The 18,415-nt window shown below is 61.5% G+C and carries 15 protein-coding genes and 1 pseudogene; 12 read left to right on the forward strand and 4 right to left on the reverse strand.

The window, feature by feature from the left end:
• Positions 1 to 166: 166 nt before the first annotated feature.
• The 6 genes from fdnG (at position 167) to DXXMK7_RS07795 (ending at position 9,813) form a co-directional block, all read left to right on the forward strand.
• Entirely contained in the window at positions 167 to 3,214 is a 3,048-nt protein-coding gene (fdnG, locus tag DXXMK7_RS07770) for a formate dehydrogenase-N subunit alpha (RefSeq protein ID WP_071605191.1), read from the forward strand.
• A gap of 12 nt (positions 3,215 to 3,226) precedes the next feature.
• Entirely contained in the window at positions 3,227 to 4,135 is a 909-nt protein-coding gene (gene fdxH / locus DXXMK7_RS07775; RefSeq protein WP_038918582.1) for a formate dehydrogenase subunit beta, read from the forward strand.
• Positions 4,128 to 4,769, forward strand: coding sequence for a formate dehydrogenase-N subunit gamma (gene fdnI / locus DXXMK7_RS07780; RefSeq protein WP_038918583.1), 642 nt, complete (start codon positions 4,128 to 4,130; stop codon positions 4,767 to 4,769). Before fdxH ends, fdnI begins: the two co-directional genes overlap by 8 nt.
• A gap of 418 nt (positions 4,770 to 5,187) precedes the next feature.
• Positions 5,188 to 6,213: a LacI family DNA-binding transcriptional regulator gene (locus DXXMK7_RS07785; RefSeq protein ID WP_038918584.1), complete on the forward strand. Its 1,026-nt coding sequence runs from the start codon at positions 5,188 to 5,190 to the stop codon at positions 6,211 to 6,213.
• A gap of 136 nt (positions 6,214 to 6,349) precedes the next feature.
• A complete protein-coding gene (locus DXXMK7_RS07790) occupies positions 6,350 to 8,479 on the forward strand; it encodes an alpha-galactosidase (RefSeq protein ID WP_038918586.1) in 2,130 nt (709 codons plus the stop codon).
• Positions 8,480 to 8,532: 53 nt separating this feature from the next.
• Positions 8,533 to 9,813 (forward strand): MFS transporter, encoded by a 1,281-nt coding sequence (locus DXXMK7_RS07795; RefSeq protein ID WP_038918587.1) that lies wholly within the window; start codon positions 8,533 to 8,535, stop codon positions 9,811 to 9,813.
• Between the two features lie 117 nt (positions 9,814 to 9,930).
• Here DXXMK7_RS07795 and DXXMK7_RS07800 read toward each other — a convergent pair whose 3' ends face one another.
• Positions 9,931 to 10,737 (reverse strand): C1 family peptidase, encoded by an 807-nt coding sequence (locus DXXMK7_RS07800; protein ID WP_038918588.1) that lies wholly within the window; start codon positions 10,735 to 10,737, stop codon positions 9,931 to 9,933.
• Positions 10,738 to 10,989: 252 nt separating this feature from the next.
• On the opposite strand from DXXMK7_RS07800, the pseudogene DXXMK7_RS07805 reads away from it, so the two are divergent.
• The 5 genes and pseudogenes from DXXMK7_RS07805 to DXXMK7_RS23035 form a co-directional block, all read left to right on the forward strand.
• Positions 10,990 to 11,172: pseudogene (locus DXXMK7_RS07805) on the forward strand (ABC transporter); the annotation flags it as partial.
• Between the two features lie 229 nt (positions 11,173 to 11,401).
• On the forward strand, positions 11,402 to 12,733 hold the full coding sequence (locus tag DXXMK7_RS07810) for an FAD-binding oxidoreductase (protein WP_038918590.1): 1,332 nt from the start codon (positions 11,402 to 11,404) through the stop codon (positions 12,731 to 12,733).
• A 9-nt stretch (positions 12,734 to 12,742) separates the two neighbouring features.
• Positions 12,743 to 13,591 carry a GNAT family N-acetyltransferase gene (locus DXXMK7_RS07815; protein WP_038918591.1) on the forward strand — a complete coding sequence of 283 codons (849 nt, stop codon included), beginning with the start codon at positions 12,743 to 12,745 and terminating at the stop codon, positions 13,589 to 13,591.
• On the forward strand, positions 13,591 to 14,517 hold the full coding sequence (locus DXXMK7_RS07820; RefSeq protein ID WP_038918592.1) for a glyoxylate/hydroxypyruvate reductase A: 927 nt from the start codon (positions 13,591 to 13,593) through the stop codon (positions 14,515 to 14,517). Before DXXMK7_RS07815 ends, DXXMK7_RS07820 begins: the two co-directional genes overlap by 1 nt.
• Positions 14,518 to 14,519: 2 nt before the next feature.
• Positions 14,520 to 15,026: a M20/M25/M40 family metallo-hydrolase gene (locus DXXMK7_RS23035; protein WP_038918593.1), complete on the forward strand. Its 507-nt coding sequence runs from the start codon at positions 14,520 to 14,522 to the stop codon at positions 15,024 to 15,026.
• Positions 15,027 to 15,111: 85 nt separating this feature from the next.
• Here the strand turns inward: DXXMK7_RS23035 and dsbG are convergent, their stop codons facing one another.
• From dsbG to DXXMK7_RS07840, 3 genes are all read right to left on the reverse strand, one after another.
• Positions 15,112 to 15,864, reverse strand: coding sequence for a thiol:disulfide interchange protein DsbG (dsbG, locus tag DXXMK7_RS07830; RefSeq protein WP_038918594.1), 753 nt, complete (start codon positions 15,862 to 15,864; stop codon positions 15,112 to 15,114).
• 71 nt (positions 15,865 to 15,935) lie between these two features.
• Complete coding sequence (locus DXXMK7_RS07835; protein ID WP_038918595.1) at positions 15,936 to 16,289, reverse strand: hypothetical protein; 354 nt, start codon at positions 16,287 to 16,289, stop codon at positions 15,936 to 15,938.
• A gap of 166 nt (positions 16,290 to 16,455) precedes the next feature.
• Entirely contained in the window at positions 16,456 to 17,100 is a 645-nt protein-coding gene (locus DXXMK7_RS07840; RefSeq protein ID WP_049842649.1) for a TetR/AcrR family transcriptional regulator, read from the reverse strand.
• A 159-nt stretch (positions 17,101 to 17,259) separates the two neighbouring features.
• Between DXXMK7_RS07840 and DXXMK7_RS07845 the strand changes: the two genes are divergently transcribed.
• Positions 17,260 to 18,414 carry an efflux RND transporter periplasmic adaptor subunit gene (locus DXXMK7_RS07845; RefSeq protein WP_038918596.1) on the forward strand — a complete coding sequence of 385 codons (1,155 nt, stop codon included), beginning with the start codon at positions 17,260 to 17,262 and terminating at the stop codon, positions 18,412 to 18,414.
• The last annotated feature ends 1 nt before the right edge of the window (position 18,415 follow it).

Raw genomic sequence — 18,415 nt, forward strand, 5'->3', positions numbered from 1 at the left:
AATCGTTATGTATTTAATTACATAACGAAAATTCGTCTGCCAATACCCATAAAGGGGGTGAATGTACCATTAAAACCGTAATTTTTGATTTTGCTCAAAATCTCCTCGTGGCGTGTTGTTAGATTTCCCGCAACAAAAAAAATACATAAATTTTATAGGGAAAAGCATGCAAGTTAATCGAAGGGGCTTTTTTAAAGTCTGTGCCGGGGGAATGGCTGGGACGACACTCGCTGTCTTAGGGTTTACGCCAACGGAAGCGATGGCATCGGTCCGTCAGTACAAGCTGCTGCGGGCGAAGGAAACGCGCAATAACTGCACTTACTGTTCCGTCGGCTGCGGGCTGCTGATGTATAGCCTGGGCGACGGGGCGAAAAACGCCAAACCCGCCATCTTTCACATCGAAGGGGATCCGGATCATCCGGTCAGTCGCGGCTCGTTATGCCCGAAAGGCGCCGGTCTGGTGGACTACATCCACAGCGAAGGCCGCCTGAAATACCCGGAGTACCGCGCGCCCGGTTCGGACAAATGGCAACGCATCAGTTGGGATGACGCCATTGACCGCATCGCCCGCCTGATGAAAAAAGACCGCGACGCCAATTTCGAGCGCGTCAACGCCAAAGGCGCGCTGGTCAACCGCTGGCTGACCACCGGGATGCTGTGCTCTTCCGCCGCCAGCAATGAAACCGGCATTCTCGACCAGAAGTTCGCCCGTTCGCTGGGGATGGTCGCCATCGATTGTCAGGCCCGCCTGTGCCACGGCCCGACCGTTGCCGCACTGGCGCCGACCTTTGGCCGCGGGGCGATGACCAACAACTGGGTGGATATCAAAAACGCCAACGTGATTATCGTGATGGGCGGCAACGCAGCGGAAGCGCACCCGGTCGGTTTCAAATGGGCGGTGGAAGCCAAAACCCACAATGACGCCAAACTGATTGTGGTCGATCCGCGCTTCAACCGTTCCGCCGCGGTCGCCGATTTGTACGCGCCGATTCGCGCCGGTTCCGACGCCGCGTTCCTGCTGGGCATCGTCAACTACCTGATTACCCACGACAAGATTCACCACGAGTATGTGAAGTCTTACACCAGCGCCAGCCTGATCGTGCGTGAGGATTTCAGCTTCGACGACGGCCTGTTCAGCGGCTATAACCCACAAACTCGCCAGTATGACAAGAGCAGTTGGCAGTACGAACTGGGGGCGGACGGTTTCGCCAAACGGGATATGACCCTGACCCACCCGCGCTGCGTGTGGAACCTGCTGAAAAAACATGTTTCCCGCTACACGCCGGAGATGGTGACCTCGCTGTGCGGCACGCCGGCGAAAGCCTACGAAGAGATTTGCCGGTCGCTGGCGGACACTTGCGTACCCAACAAAACCGCCACCTTCATGTACGCGCTGGGCTGGACCCACCACACCAACGGCGCGCAGATTATCCGCGCGGCGGCGATGATCCAACTGCTGCTGGGCAACATCGGCATGGCGGGCGGCGGCATCAATGCGCTGCGCGGCCATTCCAACATTCAGGGCTATACCGATCTGGGGCTGCTGAGCCTCAATTTGCCGGGTTACATGCCGCTGCCGTCCGAGAAACAGGGCGATCTGAAAACCTACCTCAGCCAGATCACGCCGGACGCGCTGCTGCCGGATCAGGTGAACTACTGGAAGAACACGCCGAAGTTTTTTATCAGCATGATGAAGAGCTTCTGGGGCGATAACGCGCAGGCGTCCAACAACTGGGGCTATGACTGGCTGCCGAAGTGGGACCGCAGCTATGACGTGATGGTCCAGACCGAACTGATGCTGGACGGCAAAATGAACGGCTACATCGTTCAGGGCTTTAACCCGCTGGCGGCGTTCGCCAACAAAAACAAGGCCACCGCCGCGCTGTCGAAACTGAAATACATGGTGGTGATCGACCCGCTGGCTACCGAAACTTCCACGTTCTGGCAGAACCACGGCGAGTTTAACGACGTGAATTCGGCTGACATTCAGACCGAAGTGTTCCGTCTGCCGTCCAGCTGTTTTGCCGAAGAAAACGGCTCCATCGCCAACTCCGGCCGCTGGCTGCAATGGCACTGGGCCGCGGCTGAGCCGCCGGGTGAAGCGTTGCACGACGGTAAAATCCTCGGTCGGCTGATGATGCGCCTGCGTGAGCTGTACCATGAAGAGGGCGGCGTCTGTCCGGAACCGGTGATGAACATCAACTGGAACTATCAGGACCCGGAAGACCCGACGCCGGAAGAGATCGCCCGCGAAGGTAACGGCATGGCGCTGGCGGACGTGTTTGATGACAAAGGCAATCTGGTGCTGAAGAAAGGCCAGCAGCTGTCCGATTTCTCGCAACTGCGCGACGACGGCACTACCGCCAGCTTCTGCTGGATTTACGCCGGTAGCTGGACCGACGCCGGCAACCAGATGGCTAACCGCGACAATACCGACGTCGGTCTGGGCAGCACGCCGGGCTGGGCCTGGTGCTGGCCGCAGAACCGCCGCATTTTGTACAACCGCGCGTCGGCCGATTTGCAGGGCAAACCCTGGGACAGCAAACGCAAGCTGTTGGAATGGAACGGCCAGAAGTGGAAGGGCATCGACGTACCGGACTTTGCCGCCACCGTACCGCCGGGCAAAGACACCATGCCGTTCATCATGCTGCCGGAAGGCGTGGCGCGGCTGTTCTCGCTGGACAAGCTGGCGGACGGCCCGTTCCCGGAGCACTACGAACCGATAGAAACCCCGCTTGGCACCAACCCGCTGCACCCGGCGGTGGTGTCCAACCCGGCGGCGCGCCTGTTCGCGCGCGACGCCAAAACCATGGGCAAGGCGAGCGATTTCCCGTACGTCGCCACCACCTATTCCATTACCGAGCTATTCCGCCACTGGACTAAGCATGCGCGCCTGAACGCCATCATCCAGCCGGAGCAGTTTGTCGAAATCGGCGAGAACCTGGCGAAAAGCAAAGGGATTCAGGCGGGCGACATGGTGAAAGTGTCCTGCCAGCGCGGTTACATCAAAGCGAAAGCGGTGGTGACCAAGCGCATCAAGACGCTGACCGTGGCCGGGAAAGCGATCGAAACCGTCGGCATTCCCTGTCACTGGGGATTTGAGGGCGCCACGCGCAAGGGATTCCTGGCGAATACCCTGACGCCGAGCGTCGGCGACGCGAACTCGCAAACGCCGGAGTACAAGGCGTTCCTGGTCAATGTGGAAAAGGTGTAAGGGTAAAACGTTATGTCAATGCAATCTCAGGATATTATCCAGCGCTCGGCCACCAGTAGCCTGACGCCGCCGCCACAGGTTCGGAATGATAAAAGCGAAGTCGCCAAACTGATCGACGTCACCACCTGCATCGGCTGTAAAGCCTGTCAGGCGGCCTGTTCCGAATGGAACGACATCCGTGATGACGTCGGTCACAACGCTGGGGTGTACGACAATCCGGCCGATCTGAGCGCCAAATCCTGGACGGTGATGCGCTTCTCCGAAGTGGAAAGCGAAGACCGTCTTGAGTGGCTGATCCGCAAGGACGGCTGTATGCACTGCGCCGAACCGGGCTGCCTGAAAGCCTGCCCATCGGCGGGCGCCATCATTCAGTATGCCAACGGCATCGTCGATTTTCAGTCCGAGCACTGCATCGGTTGCGGCTATTGCATCGCCGGCTGTCCGTTCAACATTCCGCGCTTAAACAAGCAGGATAACCGCGTCTACAAATGCACGCTGTGCGTGGATCGCGTCAGCACCGGACAGGAGCCGGCCTGCGTGAAGACCTGCCCGACCGGCGCCATCCACTTCGGCACCAAGGACGAGATGAAGCAGCTCGCCGCCGAACGTGTCGCGCATCTGCAAAAACGCGGCTACGACCAGGCCGGCCTGTACGACCCGCAGGGCGTCGGCGGCACCCACGTGATGTATGTGTTGCATCATGCGGATAAACCGTCGCTGTACCATAACCTGCCGGACAACCCGAAAATCTCGACGCCGGTCAACCTGTGGAAAGGCATTCTCAAACCGCTTTCGACGCTGGGCTTCGTCGCCACCTTCGCCGGGTTGATGTTCCACTACATCGGCATCGGGCCGAACACGGAAGAGACCGCGCACCCGCATGAAGGGCAACCGCACGAAGGAGAAGATAAGCATGAGTAACCCGAAAATGATTGTGCGCACCAAATTTATTGACCGTGTCTGCCACTGGATTGTGGTGATCAGTTTCTTTATGGTGGCGCTGTCCGGCATCGCGCTGTTTTTCCCGACGCTGCAATGGTTGACGCAGACCTTCGGTACGCCGCAGATGGGACGCATCATGCACCCGTTCTTCGGTATTCTGATTGTGGTGTGTCTGGTGCCGATGTTCTTCCGCTTTGTCGGGCATAACATTCCGAAGCTGCGTGATTTGCCGTGGTTCCTCAACATCATCGAGGTGCTGAAGGGTAATGAGCATGAAGTCGCCGACGTGGGCAAGTACAACCCCGGCCAGAAGATGATGTTCTGGAGCATCATGGGGTTGACGCTGGTGCTGCTGATTACCGGCATCATCATGTGGCGCCCGTACTTCGCGCATCTGTTCCCGATCGACGTGGTGCGTTACGCCATTCTGCTGCACGCCACGGCGGCCATCGTGCTGATCCACGCCATCCTGATTCACATGTACATGGCGTTCTGGGTGCGCGGCTCGATCAAAGGGATGATCGAAGGCAAGGTATCCGAGAAGTGGGCGTTGAAACATCACCCGCGCTGGGCGCGTGATGTGATCGGCAAGGCCAATAAAGACAAGAAATAAGGCTCCCTTCTCGTAGTGCCTTTCATGGCAGGCGAAGGGGTTTCCGGCGTTAAAAACGGTGCTGAGGTGGCCGACTTCGCCGGGTGAGCCGCATGGACGCGGCGAAAGCCGAAGGAACCGCGAAGCGGCACTGTTTAGCCCTCGGCCAGTGGTCAAGGAGAGGTGGCGTTTGAGCTCACTCTGTTTCATGTCGTGATAGCTAATCACGACATGAGCAAGATACAACCTCTCCTTGTCGTGCGAGCGGTAATATTACAAAGGAAAGATTGGCTTTACCTCGCACGAAATCATCCACAGTCCAGACGGATAATACCATTCACAAGACATCCAGCTGTTTGTCAACAGCCTCTCACATCCCCCCCTTGCGGCGATTTGTGATAGTCTGGCGCGTAACGGAATTCAGGGTGGGTGATGCGCCATGTCACTGAAACAGATTGCAAAAACGCTGGGGCTGTCGGTCACTACCGTCAGTCGGGCGCTGAACGGCTACGATGACGTGGCCGCCGAGACGCGTCTGCGGGTGGAAGAGGAGGCGCGACGTCTCGGCTATCGTCCGAACACCTTTGCCCGCCGCCTGAAAATGGGCCGCATTGATGCGGTGGGTCTGGTGTTCCCGTTGCAGCCTGCGCCGCTCAGCAATACGACCTTTATGGAGATGGTGGCGGAGATCAGCCATGAATTGTCGAAGCAGGAGATTGACCTGCTGTTGATCGCCGACGAAGAGCAGTCCGACCACCCTGCGTTTTTGCGCATGATTGAAAGCCGCCGGGTGGATGCGCTGATTGTCGCCCACACCCTGCAACAGGACTCTCGCCTGCAGTATCTGCAATCGATCCGCTTTCCGTTTCTGGCGCTCGGGCGCAGCGACCTGCCGTCGCCCTATGCCTGGTTCGATTTCGACAATCAGGCCGGCGCCGCGCTCGCCGCCCGTCACCTGATCGCGCTCGGCCATCGCCATATCGCCTTTCTTGGCGAACACCACCCGCAGTCGTTCATTGTCCAGCGGCGCGCCGGTTATCTGGACGCGCTGGCCGCCGCCGGTATCGACCGGCGTGACGAATTGCTGCGTCAGGTCGCGCCATCACGCCGGGAAGGATACCAGACCACCTTGCAATGGCTGGCACTGCCGCAGCCGCCCACCGCCATCGTTGTCGACGGCAGTACGCAGGGGGAGGGGGCAGCGCTGGCGTTGCGCGACAGCGGACGCCTGCAGGGCGAGCAGGCGGTATCGCTGATCGTCTATGACGGCCTGCCGGCTGACTCGCTGGTGGAGATACCGGTCACCGCTATTACGCAGGCCACCCGCGCGCAGGTCGGGCAGCAGATCGCCGATATGGTATTTCGCCTGCTGGCGGGAGACGATCCTGCGTCGTTGCAGGTCTTGTGGCAACCGCAATTGCGTGCCGGGCAGACCGATAATCCGCCGCCGGCGCAGGCTGGATAGCCGTTCCCGCCGACGCGTTCATATCATCGCTTTCATCGTTCGCTTTTTAACCCGATCACAAAACCAAAACGTTTCGGTTCCAATCCGAAACGTTTCGGAATACAACTAACCTCATCAATCGTTCAGGAGGATGAGGATGGATACGACGCTGATTCGTCTCGCCAGTCCGGCGACGGACGTGATTGTCCGCTGCCGGCCGGCGGCGGAAATACTGTACTGGGGGCCGCATCTGGCGACGTTTTCACCGCAGGATGCCGACAGCCTGTCGCGGCCGGTGGCGAACGGACGGCTGGATGTGGATGTGCCGGTGACGCTGGCGGCGGAAACCGGACGCGGGCTGTTCGGCTCGCCGGGGATCGAAGGTCATCGCAACGGCCTCGACGCCTTTGCGGTGCTGACCACCGTTGAGGTACGGCAACCCGACCCGCAGCAACTGGTTATCGTGGCGGAAGACCCGCAGGCCGGCCTGCGCCTGACCACCGAATTACGGCTGCACGCCGACAGCGGGGTACTGCAACTGCGTCACAGCCTGACCAATCTGCATCCGGGCGACTGGCAGGTACAGCGGCTGGCGACGACGCTGCCGCTGCCGGAGTCGGCGGCGGAGGTGATGGCGTTTCACGGCCGCTGGGTGCGGGAGTTTCAGCCGCATCGCACTTTGTTGTCGCACGGCAGTCTGGTGCAGGAAAACCGCCGCGGGCGCACGTCGCACGAATATTTTCCGGCGATGATCGGCGGCGAGCCGGGGTTTGCCGAGCAGCATGGTCAGGTGTGGGGCGTACACCTTGGCTGGAGCGGCAATCACCGGCTGCGCGCGGAAGTGAAAACCGACGGCCGGCGGCTGTTGCAGGCGGAGGCGCTCTATCTGCCCGGCGAAATCGCGCTGGCGCAGGGGGAGTCTCTGACCACGCCGTGGCTGTACGCCGCCTGTTCCGGGCAGGGGCTGAACGGCATGAGCCAGCAGTTTCACCGGTTTTTGCGTCAGGAGATTATCCGTTTTCCGCACGGTAAGCCGCGCCCGGTGCACCTCAACACCTGGGAAGGGATCTACTTCGAGCATGACCCGGCCTACATCATGCAGATGGCGAGTCAGGCGGCGGCGCTGGGCGTTGAGCGCTTCATTATCGACGACGGCTGGTTTCGCGGCCGCGACCATGACCGCGCCGCGCTCGGCGACTGGTACGTGGACCAACGCAAGTACCCGCAGGGGTTGATGCCGGTGATAAACCATGTGCGTGAACTGGGCATGGAGTTTGGTATCTGGGTGGAGCCGGAGATGGTCAACCCGGATTCCGATCTCTGCCGCGCCCACCCGGACTGGCTGTTGGCGCTGCCCGGCTACGCTCAGCCGAGCGGTCGTTACCAGTACGTGCTCGACCTGTCTAACCCCGAGGTCTTCGATTACCTGCTGGCGCGCCTGAATTGGCTGTTGGGCGAGCACCCTATCGATTACGTGAAATGGGATATGAACCGCGAGCTGGTGCAACCGGCGCATCAGGGACGGGCGGCGGCCGACCGTCAGACGCAGGCGTTTTACCGTCTGCTCGATGTGCTGGGCGAGCGCTTCCCGCAGGTGGAGTTTGAGTCCTGCGCGTCCGGCGGCGGGCGTATCGATTATGAGGTGCTGCGGCGTTGCCACCGCTTTTGGGCGTCCGACAATAACGACGCGCTGGAGCGGCAGACGATTCAACGCGGTATGAGCTACTTCTTTCCGCCCGAGGTGATGGGGGCGCACATCGGTCATCATCGCTGTCATGCCACCGGACGCCGGCACGGCATTGCCTTTCGCGGCCTGACGGCGCTGTTCGGCCATATGGGCATCGAACTGGACCCGGTGCGCGCCGATGCGCAGGAGCAGGCTGGTTTTCGCCATTACGTGGCGTTGCACCGGCGTTACCGCGCGCTGCTGCACACCGGCTGCCTGTGGCGGGTCGACATGCCGGACGCCTCCACCCAGGTGCAAGGGGTGGTCAGCGCCGATCGGCGTCAGGCGCTGTTTCTGGCGGCGCAACTGGCGATGCCGGATTACGCGCTGGCTGGGGTGCTGCGCTTCCCCGGCCTGGACCCGCAGGCTCGCTATCGGTTGACCGTGGTGGATCACCCCGACCTGAAGCCGGTGATCGAAGGCGGCAGCACCATGCGCCAGTTACCGGCGTGGATGGCGACGCCGGCGGAATACAGCGGTGAATGGCTGATGAAAGCCGGGCTGCGCCTGCCGATCCTCAACCCGGAAACGGCGCTGCTGCTGGCGTTGGAACGTCTGTAATACGGCGGGAGAGGGCGACCTCTCCCCAGTCTGGACCCTCTGAGGATAATAATATGGACATCAGCCACCCGACCCCACGCATCACCACCCACAAACATAATCGTAATTTCTGGATTTTCGGCCTGTTCTTCTTTCTGTACTTCTTCATTATGGCGACTTGCTTTCCGTTTCTGCCGGTCTGGCTGGCGGAAGTGATTGGCCTGAACAAAACCCAGACCGGGGTGGTGTTTTCCGCCATTTCGCTGTTCGCCATTCTGTTTCAGCCGCTGATGGGCGTATTGTCGGACCGGCTGGGGCTGAAAAAACACCTGCTGTGGGTTATCGCCATCTTGCTGTTTTTGTTCGCGCCGTTCTTTCTGTATGTGTTTGCGCCGCTGCTCAGGGTCAACAGCCTGCTGGGGGCGATGGCGGGCGGCGTGTATATCGGGCTGGTGTTTTCCGCCGGTTCCGGCGCGGTGGAAGCCTACATTGAGCGCGTCAGCCGCCAGAGCGGTTTCGAGTACGGCAAGGCGCGTATGTTCGGTTGCCTGGGCTGGGGGCTGTGCGCCTCGACGGCGGGCATGTTGTTTAACGTCAACCCGGCGCTGGTGTTCTGGATGGGATCCGGCGCGGCGGTGATTCTGCTGGTGTTGCTGCTGATAGCCCGTCCCGAGCCGCATCCGACGGCGCAGGTGATGGACGCGCTGGGCGCCAATCAACCGCAAATGACGCTGAAAATGGCGGCCGGGGTATTTGGCGATCGCAAACTGTGGATGTTTGTGCTGTACGTGGTGGGGGTGGCCTGCGTGTATGACGTGTTCGACCAGCAGTTCGCCAACTTCTTCAAATCGTTTTTCGCCACGCCGCAACAGGGCAATCAGGTATTTGGCTTTGCCACCACGCTTGGCGAACTGGCTAATGCCGTCATCATGTTCTGTTCGCCGTGGATCATCAACCGCATCGGCGCCAAAAACACGTTACTGGTGGCGGGGACGATCATGACGGTACGCATCGTCGGGTCGGCGTTCGCCACCACGGCGGTGGAAGTCGTGGCGTTGAAAATGCTGCATGCGCTGGAGGTGCCGTTCCTGCTGGTGGGCGCGTTCAAGTACATCACCACCACCTTCGACACCCGACTGTCCGCCACCATCTACCTGATTGGCTTTCAGTTCGCCAAACAGTCGGCGGCGATTTTCCTGTCGGCGATGGCGGGGAATCTGTATGACCGCATCGGTTTTCAGCACACCTATCTGATTCTTGGCGCGATCGCCCTGACGGTGACTATTATCTCGGCGTTCACGCTATCCGGCTCGCGCGCCAAGGCGCAGCCCGCGTATCGCACAACGCTATCCTGAAAAAAGACAGGACAAGGTCTGCCGCCTGATGCCGGCCTTGTCCGTACTTTCATCGCGGTGTGCGGGACGCTGCGCAAGCTGCACGAAGTATTGCCGGATACCGGCCAATCAGAGCGCCTAATTCTTAACCGTATTGATGGTCCAGATATCCTGCGACAGCCGGCGGTCCAGCAGGTAGGCGTACGGCATGTAGAAATAGCCGTTCTCCCCCACGTCTTTTCCCCACGAATTTCGGAATTTGAATAGCTGAGTGGCGTTGTCATACCCCACGCACAGCACCGCATGACCGCCTTCCGGTCTGTCCTTGCCGGAGGGCAACGGCACCACCACCGGCAGATTTTTCAAATCAACCCAACTGGAGTACACGGTAAAACCGAACACAAATGGAAAGCCGCAGGCCAGACAGTTTTGCAGGTGCGCCAGGTCCTGGTGCAGCCGCTGATAGTTGGTGATGGTATATTTCTGCGCATCCTGATAGCAGCGCGCCGGTGGTTTGGTGGCGGCCGGCGCGCCGGGCGGGAACTCGCCGCCGTCTTCCTGCGGCGGCGTCGCCACGTAGGGCCACTCGTCTTCCGGGCAGACGCCGAGTTTGTGCAGGGTTTTGATACCGTCGCGCAGCATGGCGCCGGAGTCGTGTTTGACGTCTCCTTCAATGGTGCGTTCGTTGTAGTAGATAAATAGCCGGGAAGGCGTGAAGTTCGGCCTTTCACCGATTTTTAACCGGCTGAATTGTACGGCGCCCGCCAGCGCGTTAGCGGTACAGGAGCCGATGGGGCCCTGATCGTACACTTCGAACGTCGGGGTCAGGTCTACTTTGGCCGGCAAGACTTTCAGTACGCTTGGGTCCGGCGCGTAGAAATGGTCGCGGATATCCGGGATATCAGGAATGTAGCCCAGCAGGGATTTACGTCTTTTGGTTAGCATGATAATCCACCTCGTGGTCGTAGGGTTCCCGCCCATTGTTGACGATGCGCTTGATACAGCTATCGGAATGGGTTGAGAGATCGTGACCGGCTGATAACCGTCTGTTGCAGGATATGACCCCGGAAAATCCGGCATCGTCCGCCAGCGCCGTTCGCCTGCCGCTGACGGCACAAAATGCGGTTTGCGCCGGTAACACCGTGGTTTGTTTCGTTACATCCTGTTGAATGCGCATCGGCCGCGCGGGCGTTGGTGGTATGCGATGAAATTATCGTGATGAAAGATGGACATAAAGTGACGCAGGTGGCCCGCGCCGATTACGATAAGCCGTCGTCGGAACGCTATGATGAATGCCTCAAACTGGCGGTGCCGGAATTGCGGCTGGGCTGGCTGGAAGAGCATGAGTTCTTACCGGCCGACGTGTTGCGGGCGGAATAGTTGCGGGCGGAATAAACGGAACGCCGTGGCGACAGACCGCTAGCTTGCGCCTTCACCGCTTATGCGGGCGAGCGAGGGCGTTGCAACGCAACATGGCTGTTTATTCTGCGCAGCGTCGCTTATCGTACGTGCATGGACGGGTTGGTAACAAAAACAATTGGGCTGTTGGTTAACAGCCCCGGCGTCAACGACGCCTTTTCTATTACTTAGGGAATTACAGAGGAACAACATGCCTGCACCCATCAGATATGTTCAGGACAGCAGCCAGTTGCCGGATCAGGCGGACGTGGTGGTGATTGGCGCCGGAATTGCCGGCGCGGCGGCAGCGTATGAACTGGCGAAAAAAGGCGTCAGCGTGTTGCTGCTGGAAAAAGGGCTGGTCGGCGGCGAGCAATCCAGCCGCAACTGGGGATGGTGTCGGCAGCAGAACCGCGACGAGCGCGAATTGCCGCTGATTATCTACGCGCTGCGCCGCTGGGAGGAACTGCAACAGGAAACCGGCGAAGAGCTGGGATTCCGCCGCTCCGGCCTGCTGTACACCACGCAGGATCAGACGGAGATCGACGCCTGGGACAAGTGGGGCAAGATGGCGAAAGGCTATGGCGTGCGCAGCGACATCCTGAATGCCGAGCAGGCCAAAGCGATGACGCCGGGCAGCACCACCGCGTGGCTGGGCGGGGTGTCGTCGCCCACCGACGGCCATGCCGAACCGGCGCTGGCCTGCGCCGGGCTGGCGATCGCCGCCCAGCGCCTCGGCGCCAGCGTGATCCAACAGTGCGCGGTGCGCGGGCTGGACATCAGCGGCGGGCGGGTCAGCGGCGTGTGGACCGAGCGCGGGCGGGTGAAAACCTCAACGGTGATTTGCGCCGGCGGCGTCTGGAGCTCGCTGTTCTGCCGTCGTCACGGCATCGAACTGCCGCTGGGCAACGTGATTGGCACCGCGTTTCGCACCGCGCCGATCGAACAGGCGATCGGCCTGCCGTTTTACACCGCCGCGTTTGCCTGCCGCCCGCAGCTGGACGGCAGCTATACGGTGTCGGTGTCCGGGCGCGGCCGGCTGGAGCCGGGTTTCCAGAGCCTGCGCTACGCCCGTCAATTTTACCCTACCTTCCGCGCCCGGCGTAAAAACCTGTCGTTCCGGCCGGGCATCAAACCGTTCCTGTGCGGGCCGGAGGCGTGGGCAAGCTGGTCATTCGACGGCGTTTCGCCGTTCGAGAAAACCCGCATTCTCGACCCGGCGCCGGACATGGCGATGGTGAGCGAAGGGCTGGCGGCGATGCGGCGTGAATACCCGGCGCTGGCCGCTATCCGCGCCGTACAGGCGTGGGGCGGCATGATAGACAGCACGCCGGACGCCATTCCGGTGATTTCGACGGTGGAGAGTCTGCCGGGGCTGGTGTTGTCCGCCGGGTATAGCGCGCACGGTTTCGGCATTGGACCGGGCGCCGGTCGGCTGGCGGCGGATCTGGTGACCGGCGAGACGCCGGTGGTGGACCCGACCCCGTTCCGCTATGCCCGACTGGTGGACGGTTCCGGGCTGAAGGCGCCGGGCATGATGTGAGGACCAGACATGACGATAACGTTACGCGCCATGACGGCGGCGGATGCCGACTACGGCTGGTCGCTGACTCAGCAGATGAACTGGCCGCACCGGCTGGAAGACTGGCGGGACGCGCTGCAACTGGGCGAAGGACTGGTGGCGGAAGACCGGGGGCAACCGGTGGGCACCGCGCTGTGCTGGCGCTGGGGGGACCGCTGGGCCACTATCGGTCTGGTGGTGGTGGACGGGCAGCAGCAGGGGCGCGGCATCGGCCGGATGCTCATGGAAGGGTTGTTAGCCGGCCTTGACGGCTATCAGGTGCGGCTGCACGCCACGGCCGCCGGGCAGGGGCTGTACGCCCGGCTGGGATTCGCGCCGGTGGGTGAAATCCATCAGTACCAGTGTCCGCGGTTGCCGGCGTTCGCCGCGCCCGTATTGCTCGATGGGCAACGGCTGCGGGCCGCCGCGCTGGATGATGCGCCATACCTGACGGCGTTGGATCAACAGGCGCACGGGCTGGCGCGTCCGGCGCTGATCGCCTGGTTGCTGCGTCAGTCGGCGCAGAGTCGGGTGCTGGAACAGCACGGCCGTACCGCTGGTTTTGCCGCGCTGCGCCGTTTTGGCCGCGGTTACGCCATCGGCCCGGTGATTGCCGACAGCGCGGATAACGCCCGTCGGTTGATCGGCGCGCTGATGGCCGAGGTCAGCGGCGAATTTGTCCGTATCGACAGCGATGCCGCGCTCGGGCTGGGAAGCTGGCTGGCCGACTGCGGGCTGCAGCAGGTGGACGCGCCGGTCACCATGATCCGGGGTGCGCTGTGGCAGCCGGAGGCGGGCGGAATGCGTGCCTGGGCGCTGATGACGCAGGCGATGGCGTAATGAACATTCTGTATAAGTCGATGGCAGAGCGTGGGCGGCAGTGGGCGGAAATCATCGCCCGCCGTTATCCGCAGGCGCGTTTCTGGCAGTGGCCCGAGGTGCCGGACCCGGCGGCGGTGGACTATCTGGTGGCGTGGGACGCGTCGGCGGACCTGATCGCCAGCCTGCCCAATCTCAAGGTGTTGTTTTCCGTGGGCGCCGGCGCCGATCAATTCGACTATGCGGCGCTGCCGCCGTCGCTGCCGGTGGCGCGAATGGTGGAACCGGGCATCGTCAGCGGCATGGTGGAGTACGTCACCTTTGCCGTATTGGGGCTGCACCGCGACATGCCGTTGTATCTGCAACAGCAGCGCGAACAACGCTGGCAGGGACATCCGCTGGTGCCGGCGTCGCAACGCCGCGTCGGCGTGATGGGGCTGGGCGAGCTTGGGCAGGCGGTGGTGACGCAGTTGCAGTCGCTTGGTTTCGCCTGTCGCGGCTGGAGCCGCACGCCCAAATCCTTGCCGGGCGTGGCGTGTTTTGCCGGTGACGCGCAGCGGGCGGCGTTTCTGGCCGACACCGACATTCTGGTGTGCCTGCTGCCGCTGACCTCTGCCACCCACGGCATGCTCAACGCGTCGCTATTCGACCAGTTGCCGGCGGGTGCGGCGTTGGTGCAGGTCGGGCGCGGCGCGCAGCTGAACCACGACGATCTGCTGGCGGCGCTGGATAGCGGTCGCCTGCGGGGCGCAGTGGTGGATGTCACCGATCCGGAGCCGTTGCCGCCGACGCATCCGTTCTGGTCGCACCCGGCGCTGTGGCTGACGCCGCATATCGCCAGCCAGACCCAGGCGGACAGCGCGGTGAGCGCGTTGATGGACAACATCGCCCGTTTTGAGCGGGGCGAGCCGATGGTCGGCGTGATCGACCGTCAACGAGGGTATTAAACATGACGGATAACGAGCTGGCGGCGTTGCGCCGCGATCTGCACGCGCACCCGGAGTTAGGGGTTCAGGCGCATCGTACCGCTGAGCGGGTGGCGGATTTTCTCGCCGCCTGCGGGCTGGAAGTGCATACCGGCATCGGCGGCACCGGCGTGGTGGGCGTACTGCACGGCCGAAACCGCGACCATTGGGTCGGGCTGCGCGCCGACATGGACGCGCTGCCGATGGACGAGCAGAGCGGGCAACCGTGGCGCAGTCAGCACAGCGGCGCGCACCATGCCTGTGGGCATGACGGCCACACCGCCATGCTGCTGGGCGCGGCGCGGCAACTGGCGGCTTATTGCCATACTGAAGCCCGTTTTTCCTCAGGACCGTTCTTTTTCATCGAAACCGTTATTTCATCAGCCCGGTTATTTTCACCGACCCGGTTATTTTTCATCAGCCCGGTTATTTTTCATCAGAGAGGTGACGCATGCCGATTTGCCGTTGCCCTGACCCCGCCGTTCGCCTGACCCCACATCGTGGTATTCGCCCGGTGGCGCCATCGCGGCCGGGCGAATAGGTGACAGCATGCCCCGGCCTGCGCCGGGGCATGGTTTATTTCCCCATCATATCGGCCAGTTGCTTTTCATCGGGCAGACCAACGACCTGTTGCAACGCGTTGTCGGCATTCATGTAGTAGATCGCCGGGGTGGCGTTGGCACCCAGCTCGTCGAGCAACTGCTGGTTGTACTGCAGTTTTTTCACAATCACCGTAGGTGTGGACTCCGGGAACGGCGGCACGGTTTTCCCGTTTGATAACTCAAAGTCGCGCCAGGCCTGTGTAGGGTCTTTCGCGCTGAGGATGGCGGCGGCGTAACGGCCGCTGTCCGGACGGATGATGCCGACCAGCAAGGTGCGGATCTGGACCTTGCCGGACTCCACCCAGGGTTTGGCCATTTCCCAGAACTGCTTGCAGTACGGGCAGAACGGATCGGCGAACACCACGATGGTGCGCGGGGCGTCGGTTTTACCTTCGGCAATCCACGGCGCGCGCTCCAGTTTTTTCCACATTTCCCGCCCCGCCGGCAGGTAGAGCGTTTTTTCAATCAGCTGTTCGCTGAGATTGTTGCCCTTCTCGTCGTACATGTAGCCAGAAATGGCGTGCTTGCCATCCGGCGTCAGGTAAATCGTGACGCCCATTTTTTGATATTCGCCCAGCCAGCCTTGTAAACCGCCCGGCGCAGAAAAGGGTTTGATGAGTTTAATCCCCTGCTTTTCGAACTGTTTGACGGCTGGGGGAATCGGCTTTTCGGCCTGCGCCGATACGGCGGCAAGCAGGGCGGACAGCAGTAAGTAACGGTATTTCATCGTGATATCTCGATAAATTTCATGCGTTGAATGTCATTGTGCCAGCGAAGAAAACCGGGGTGACGGTTAACTCATTCACGAAAAACGCAATGCTTCAGGTGTATGCGCAGTAGCGGCGGGAAAAACAGGTGGGCGACCGTAAACGTCAGCCTGATCTTTACCCGCGGAGCCACGGCGGCAAACAACAGGGGGAGGAGCGGGATGATGTGTTCCATCAGCAGCGGCTGCACCATCAGCAGCGAATGCGCGCTTAGCTGACAGGGCGTTATGGCGGCGGGCGGATCCTCGCTTGGTCCGAACGCCGACGCGCTAATAGGGTTCGCCAGCAGCAGTTGCAAACTGGCGACCCGCTGTATCAGGCAGGTCAGCATGATCAGGCAGGCAAGCGCTAAAAAAAGGTTTCCGACAAGCTGGCGATTTCGCATGGTTATTCCGCGTTGTGGCGCGCGCTGAGGGTAGTGAAACGCACTAATCATAGAGCAGTCTGCCGCAATGGCAAGGCGCTGAACGGTAAGGCGCCTGGCGGTGAGGCGAGGCCTGGTTCGCCGGTGCGGACACGCCGCGAACCAGACCGGCGAGCGGCAGACCTTATTACTCTTGGCGAGGCTCGACCTGACCGGGAAGGCCCACCAACGCAGCGACGAGCGCCGCCACCGTCGGCCAGGCCGACAGGGCGTCTTGACCACTGAGCAGACGGTCATCGATCACGCCCAGTAAGCCGCGCAGAATAAACGTGGCGGTCAGGTGCGCGTCAGTTACCCGCCACGCGCCGGCCCGGTGCCCTTGTTCCAGTATGGCGATGAACTCCCCCATAAACGCTTCATCGCTGGCGCTCCACAGCAGGTAGTCGGCGCCGCTGAATACAATGGCGTGCAATTCTCCCAGCTCAAGATAGCTTTCGATCGCCGCCCGCACCCAGCTTTCCAGTTGGGATGCGTAATCCTCTTTGGCGCAGCGTGCCAGCGCGCCGTTGATATGCTCGTGAAAGCGCCGGATAAACTCAGCGCGCAGCGCATCCAGCAATGCGCTTTTGCTGTCGTAATGGTGGTAGAAGGTGCCTTTCGACAGTCCGGCCACGTCAACAATCTCATCCACCGTGGTGGCTTCAACGCCTTTTGCCGCAAATAGCGCCATGGCGGTATCCAGTAGCTTACGGGCGCTGCGGCGTCCCCGCGGCTGGGTTTTTCTTCCTGTCGCGGCGTGTTCACTCCGTTCAGACAGCGTTTCCTGCGGCAAAGGCTTCTCCTTCCATCGGTAGGACCGGGCCGCGTAAAGCGCGCGCCGGTGACGTATACGGACGGTATTTTGCACTGAAAATAATTCTTTGACAAAAAACCGACTGAAAGTACAAAATCGGCGTAATTAGACTGTCAGTCTGTTTTCTCTGGAGTAGATATGAATCACCATTCGCAGCACGCGCCGTTTGCCCATACCGACAGGCACAGGTCCTGGAAGATCGTCATTGTTACCGTGGTTGTACTGGCGGTGATTGTTTCTCTGCTCTGGTTCTGGCGCGTCAGCCGCAACACCGCGTGGGGATATGCGCCGGGCGCGCCCGTCAACGTTGTGGCGCTGAAGCTTCAGGCCGCCCCGGTGCCGGACCGTTTCGATGCGTTAGGCAATCTGCGCGCCGTTAATCAGGTCACGCTGGCCAGTGAAACCGCCGGGCGGGTGACGGCAATCGGTTTTGATTCGGGCATGACCGTCAAAGCCGGCGCGCCGCTGGTGCAACTGGATGATGCGCCTGAGCGCGCCGACCTTGTCGCCGCCAACGCCGCCGCCGTCTTTGCCCAGCAGCAGTATCAGCGCGCCGGTAAACTGGCGGAAACCGGCGCCATCTCGACGGAAGTCCTGCAACAACGCCAGTCCGAGCGCGATCGCACCGCCGCGCAGGTGATGCAGCTTGAGGCGCGGATCCGCCAGAAAGCGATTCGCGCCCCGTTCAGCGGCCAGTTAGGACTGCGGCAGGTCGACGCCGGTCAGTACCTGAACGCCGGCGATACCGTGGCGACGCTGACGGCGCTTGATGCGCTGTATGTGGATTTCACGGTTCCACAGCAGATGTTGTCCCGCATCCGGCCCGGTCAGGATGTGGATGTCATCAGCGACATGCCGGACGTGCCGGCGTCGGTGGCGAAAGTGACGGCTATCGAGCCGCAGGTCGGGACGGATACCCGCAACGCCACCGTTCGCGCCCGCCTGAATAACGACGCGCAGCAACTGCGCCCCGGCATGTACGTCACGGCGACGGTGATATTGCCGGACACGCCCGACGGGCTGCTGGTGCCGGCGACCGCCATCATGACCTCGTCGTCCGGGGATGCGGTGATCGCCGTGCGCGGCGAATCGCCGGAAAAAGGCGGCAAGGCGGAGTTCGTAACGGTGGCGACGGGGCGTCGGCTCGGCGATCGGGTCATGATCACCCGCGGCCTCAAGGACGGAGACGTGGTGGTGACGGAAGGGCAGTTGCGCATCCAGCCGGGCGCCGACGTCAACGTAGTGCAAAAACCGGCGGCCGCTGTCGCCCGCCCTGATGCGGGTAAGGAGTAAG

It is taken from the genome of Dickeya sp. MK7 (assembly GCF_000406305.1).
GTDB classification, from domain to species: domain Bacteria; phylum Pseudomonadota; class Gammaproteobacteria; order Enterobacterales; family Enterobacteriaceae; genus Dickeya; species Dickeya fangzhongdai.

Coding starts and splice junctions, on each gene's coding strand:
- fdnG (WP_071605191.1), top strand. CDS start 167: ATGCAAGTTAATCGAAGGGGCTTTTTTAAAGTCTGTGCCGGGGGAATG.
- fdxH (WP_038918582.1), top strand. CDS start 3,227: ATGTCAATGCAATCTCAGGATATTATCCAGCGCTCGGCCACCAGTAGC.
- fdnI (WP_038918583.1), top strand. CDS start 4,128: ATGAGTAACCCGAAAATGATTGTGCGCACCAAATTTATTGACCGTGTC.
- DXXMK7_RS07785 (WP_038918584.1), top strand. CDS start 5,188: ATGTCACTGAAACAGATTGCAAAAACGCTGGGGCTGTCGGTCACTACC.
- DXXMK7_RS07790 (WP_038918586.1), top strand. CDS start 6,350: ATGGATACGACGCTGATTCGTCTCGCCAGTCCGGCGACGGACGTGATT.
- DXXMK7_RS07795 (WP_038918587.1), top strand. CDS start 8,533: ATGGACATCAGCCACCCGACCCCACGCATCACCACCCACAAACATAAT.
- DXXMK7_RS07800 (WP_038918588.1), bottom strand. CDS start 10,737: ATGCTAACCAAAAGACGTAAATCCCTGCTGGGCTACATTCCTGATATC.
- DXXMK7_RS07810 (WP_038918590.1), top strand. CDS start 11,402: ATGCCTGCACCCATCAGATATGTTCAGGACAGCAGCCAGTTGCCGGAT.
- DXXMK7_RS07815 (WP_038918591.1), top strand. CDS start 12,743: ATGACGATAACGTTACGCGCCATGACGGCGGCGGATGCCGACTACGGC.
- DXXMK7_RS07820 (WP_038918592.1), top strand. CDS start 13,591: ATGAACATTCTGTATAAGTCGATGGCAGAGCGTGGGCGGCAGTGGGCG.
- DXXMK7_RS23035 (WP_038918593.1), top strand. CDS start 14,520: ATGACGGATAACGAGCTGGCGGCGTTGCGCCGCGATCTGCACGCGCAC.
- dsbG (WP_038918594.1), bottom strand. CDS start 15,864: ATGAAATACCGTTACTTACTGCTGTCCGCCCTGCTTGCCGCCGTATCG.
- DXXMK7_RS07835 (WP_038918595.1), bottom strand. CDS start 16,289: ATGCGAAATCGCCAGCTTGTCGGAAACCTTTTTTTAGCGCTTGCCTGC.
- DXXMK7_RS07845 (WP_038918596.1), top strand. CDS start 17,260: ATGAATCACCATTCGCAGCACGCGCCGTTTGCCCATACCGACAGGCAC.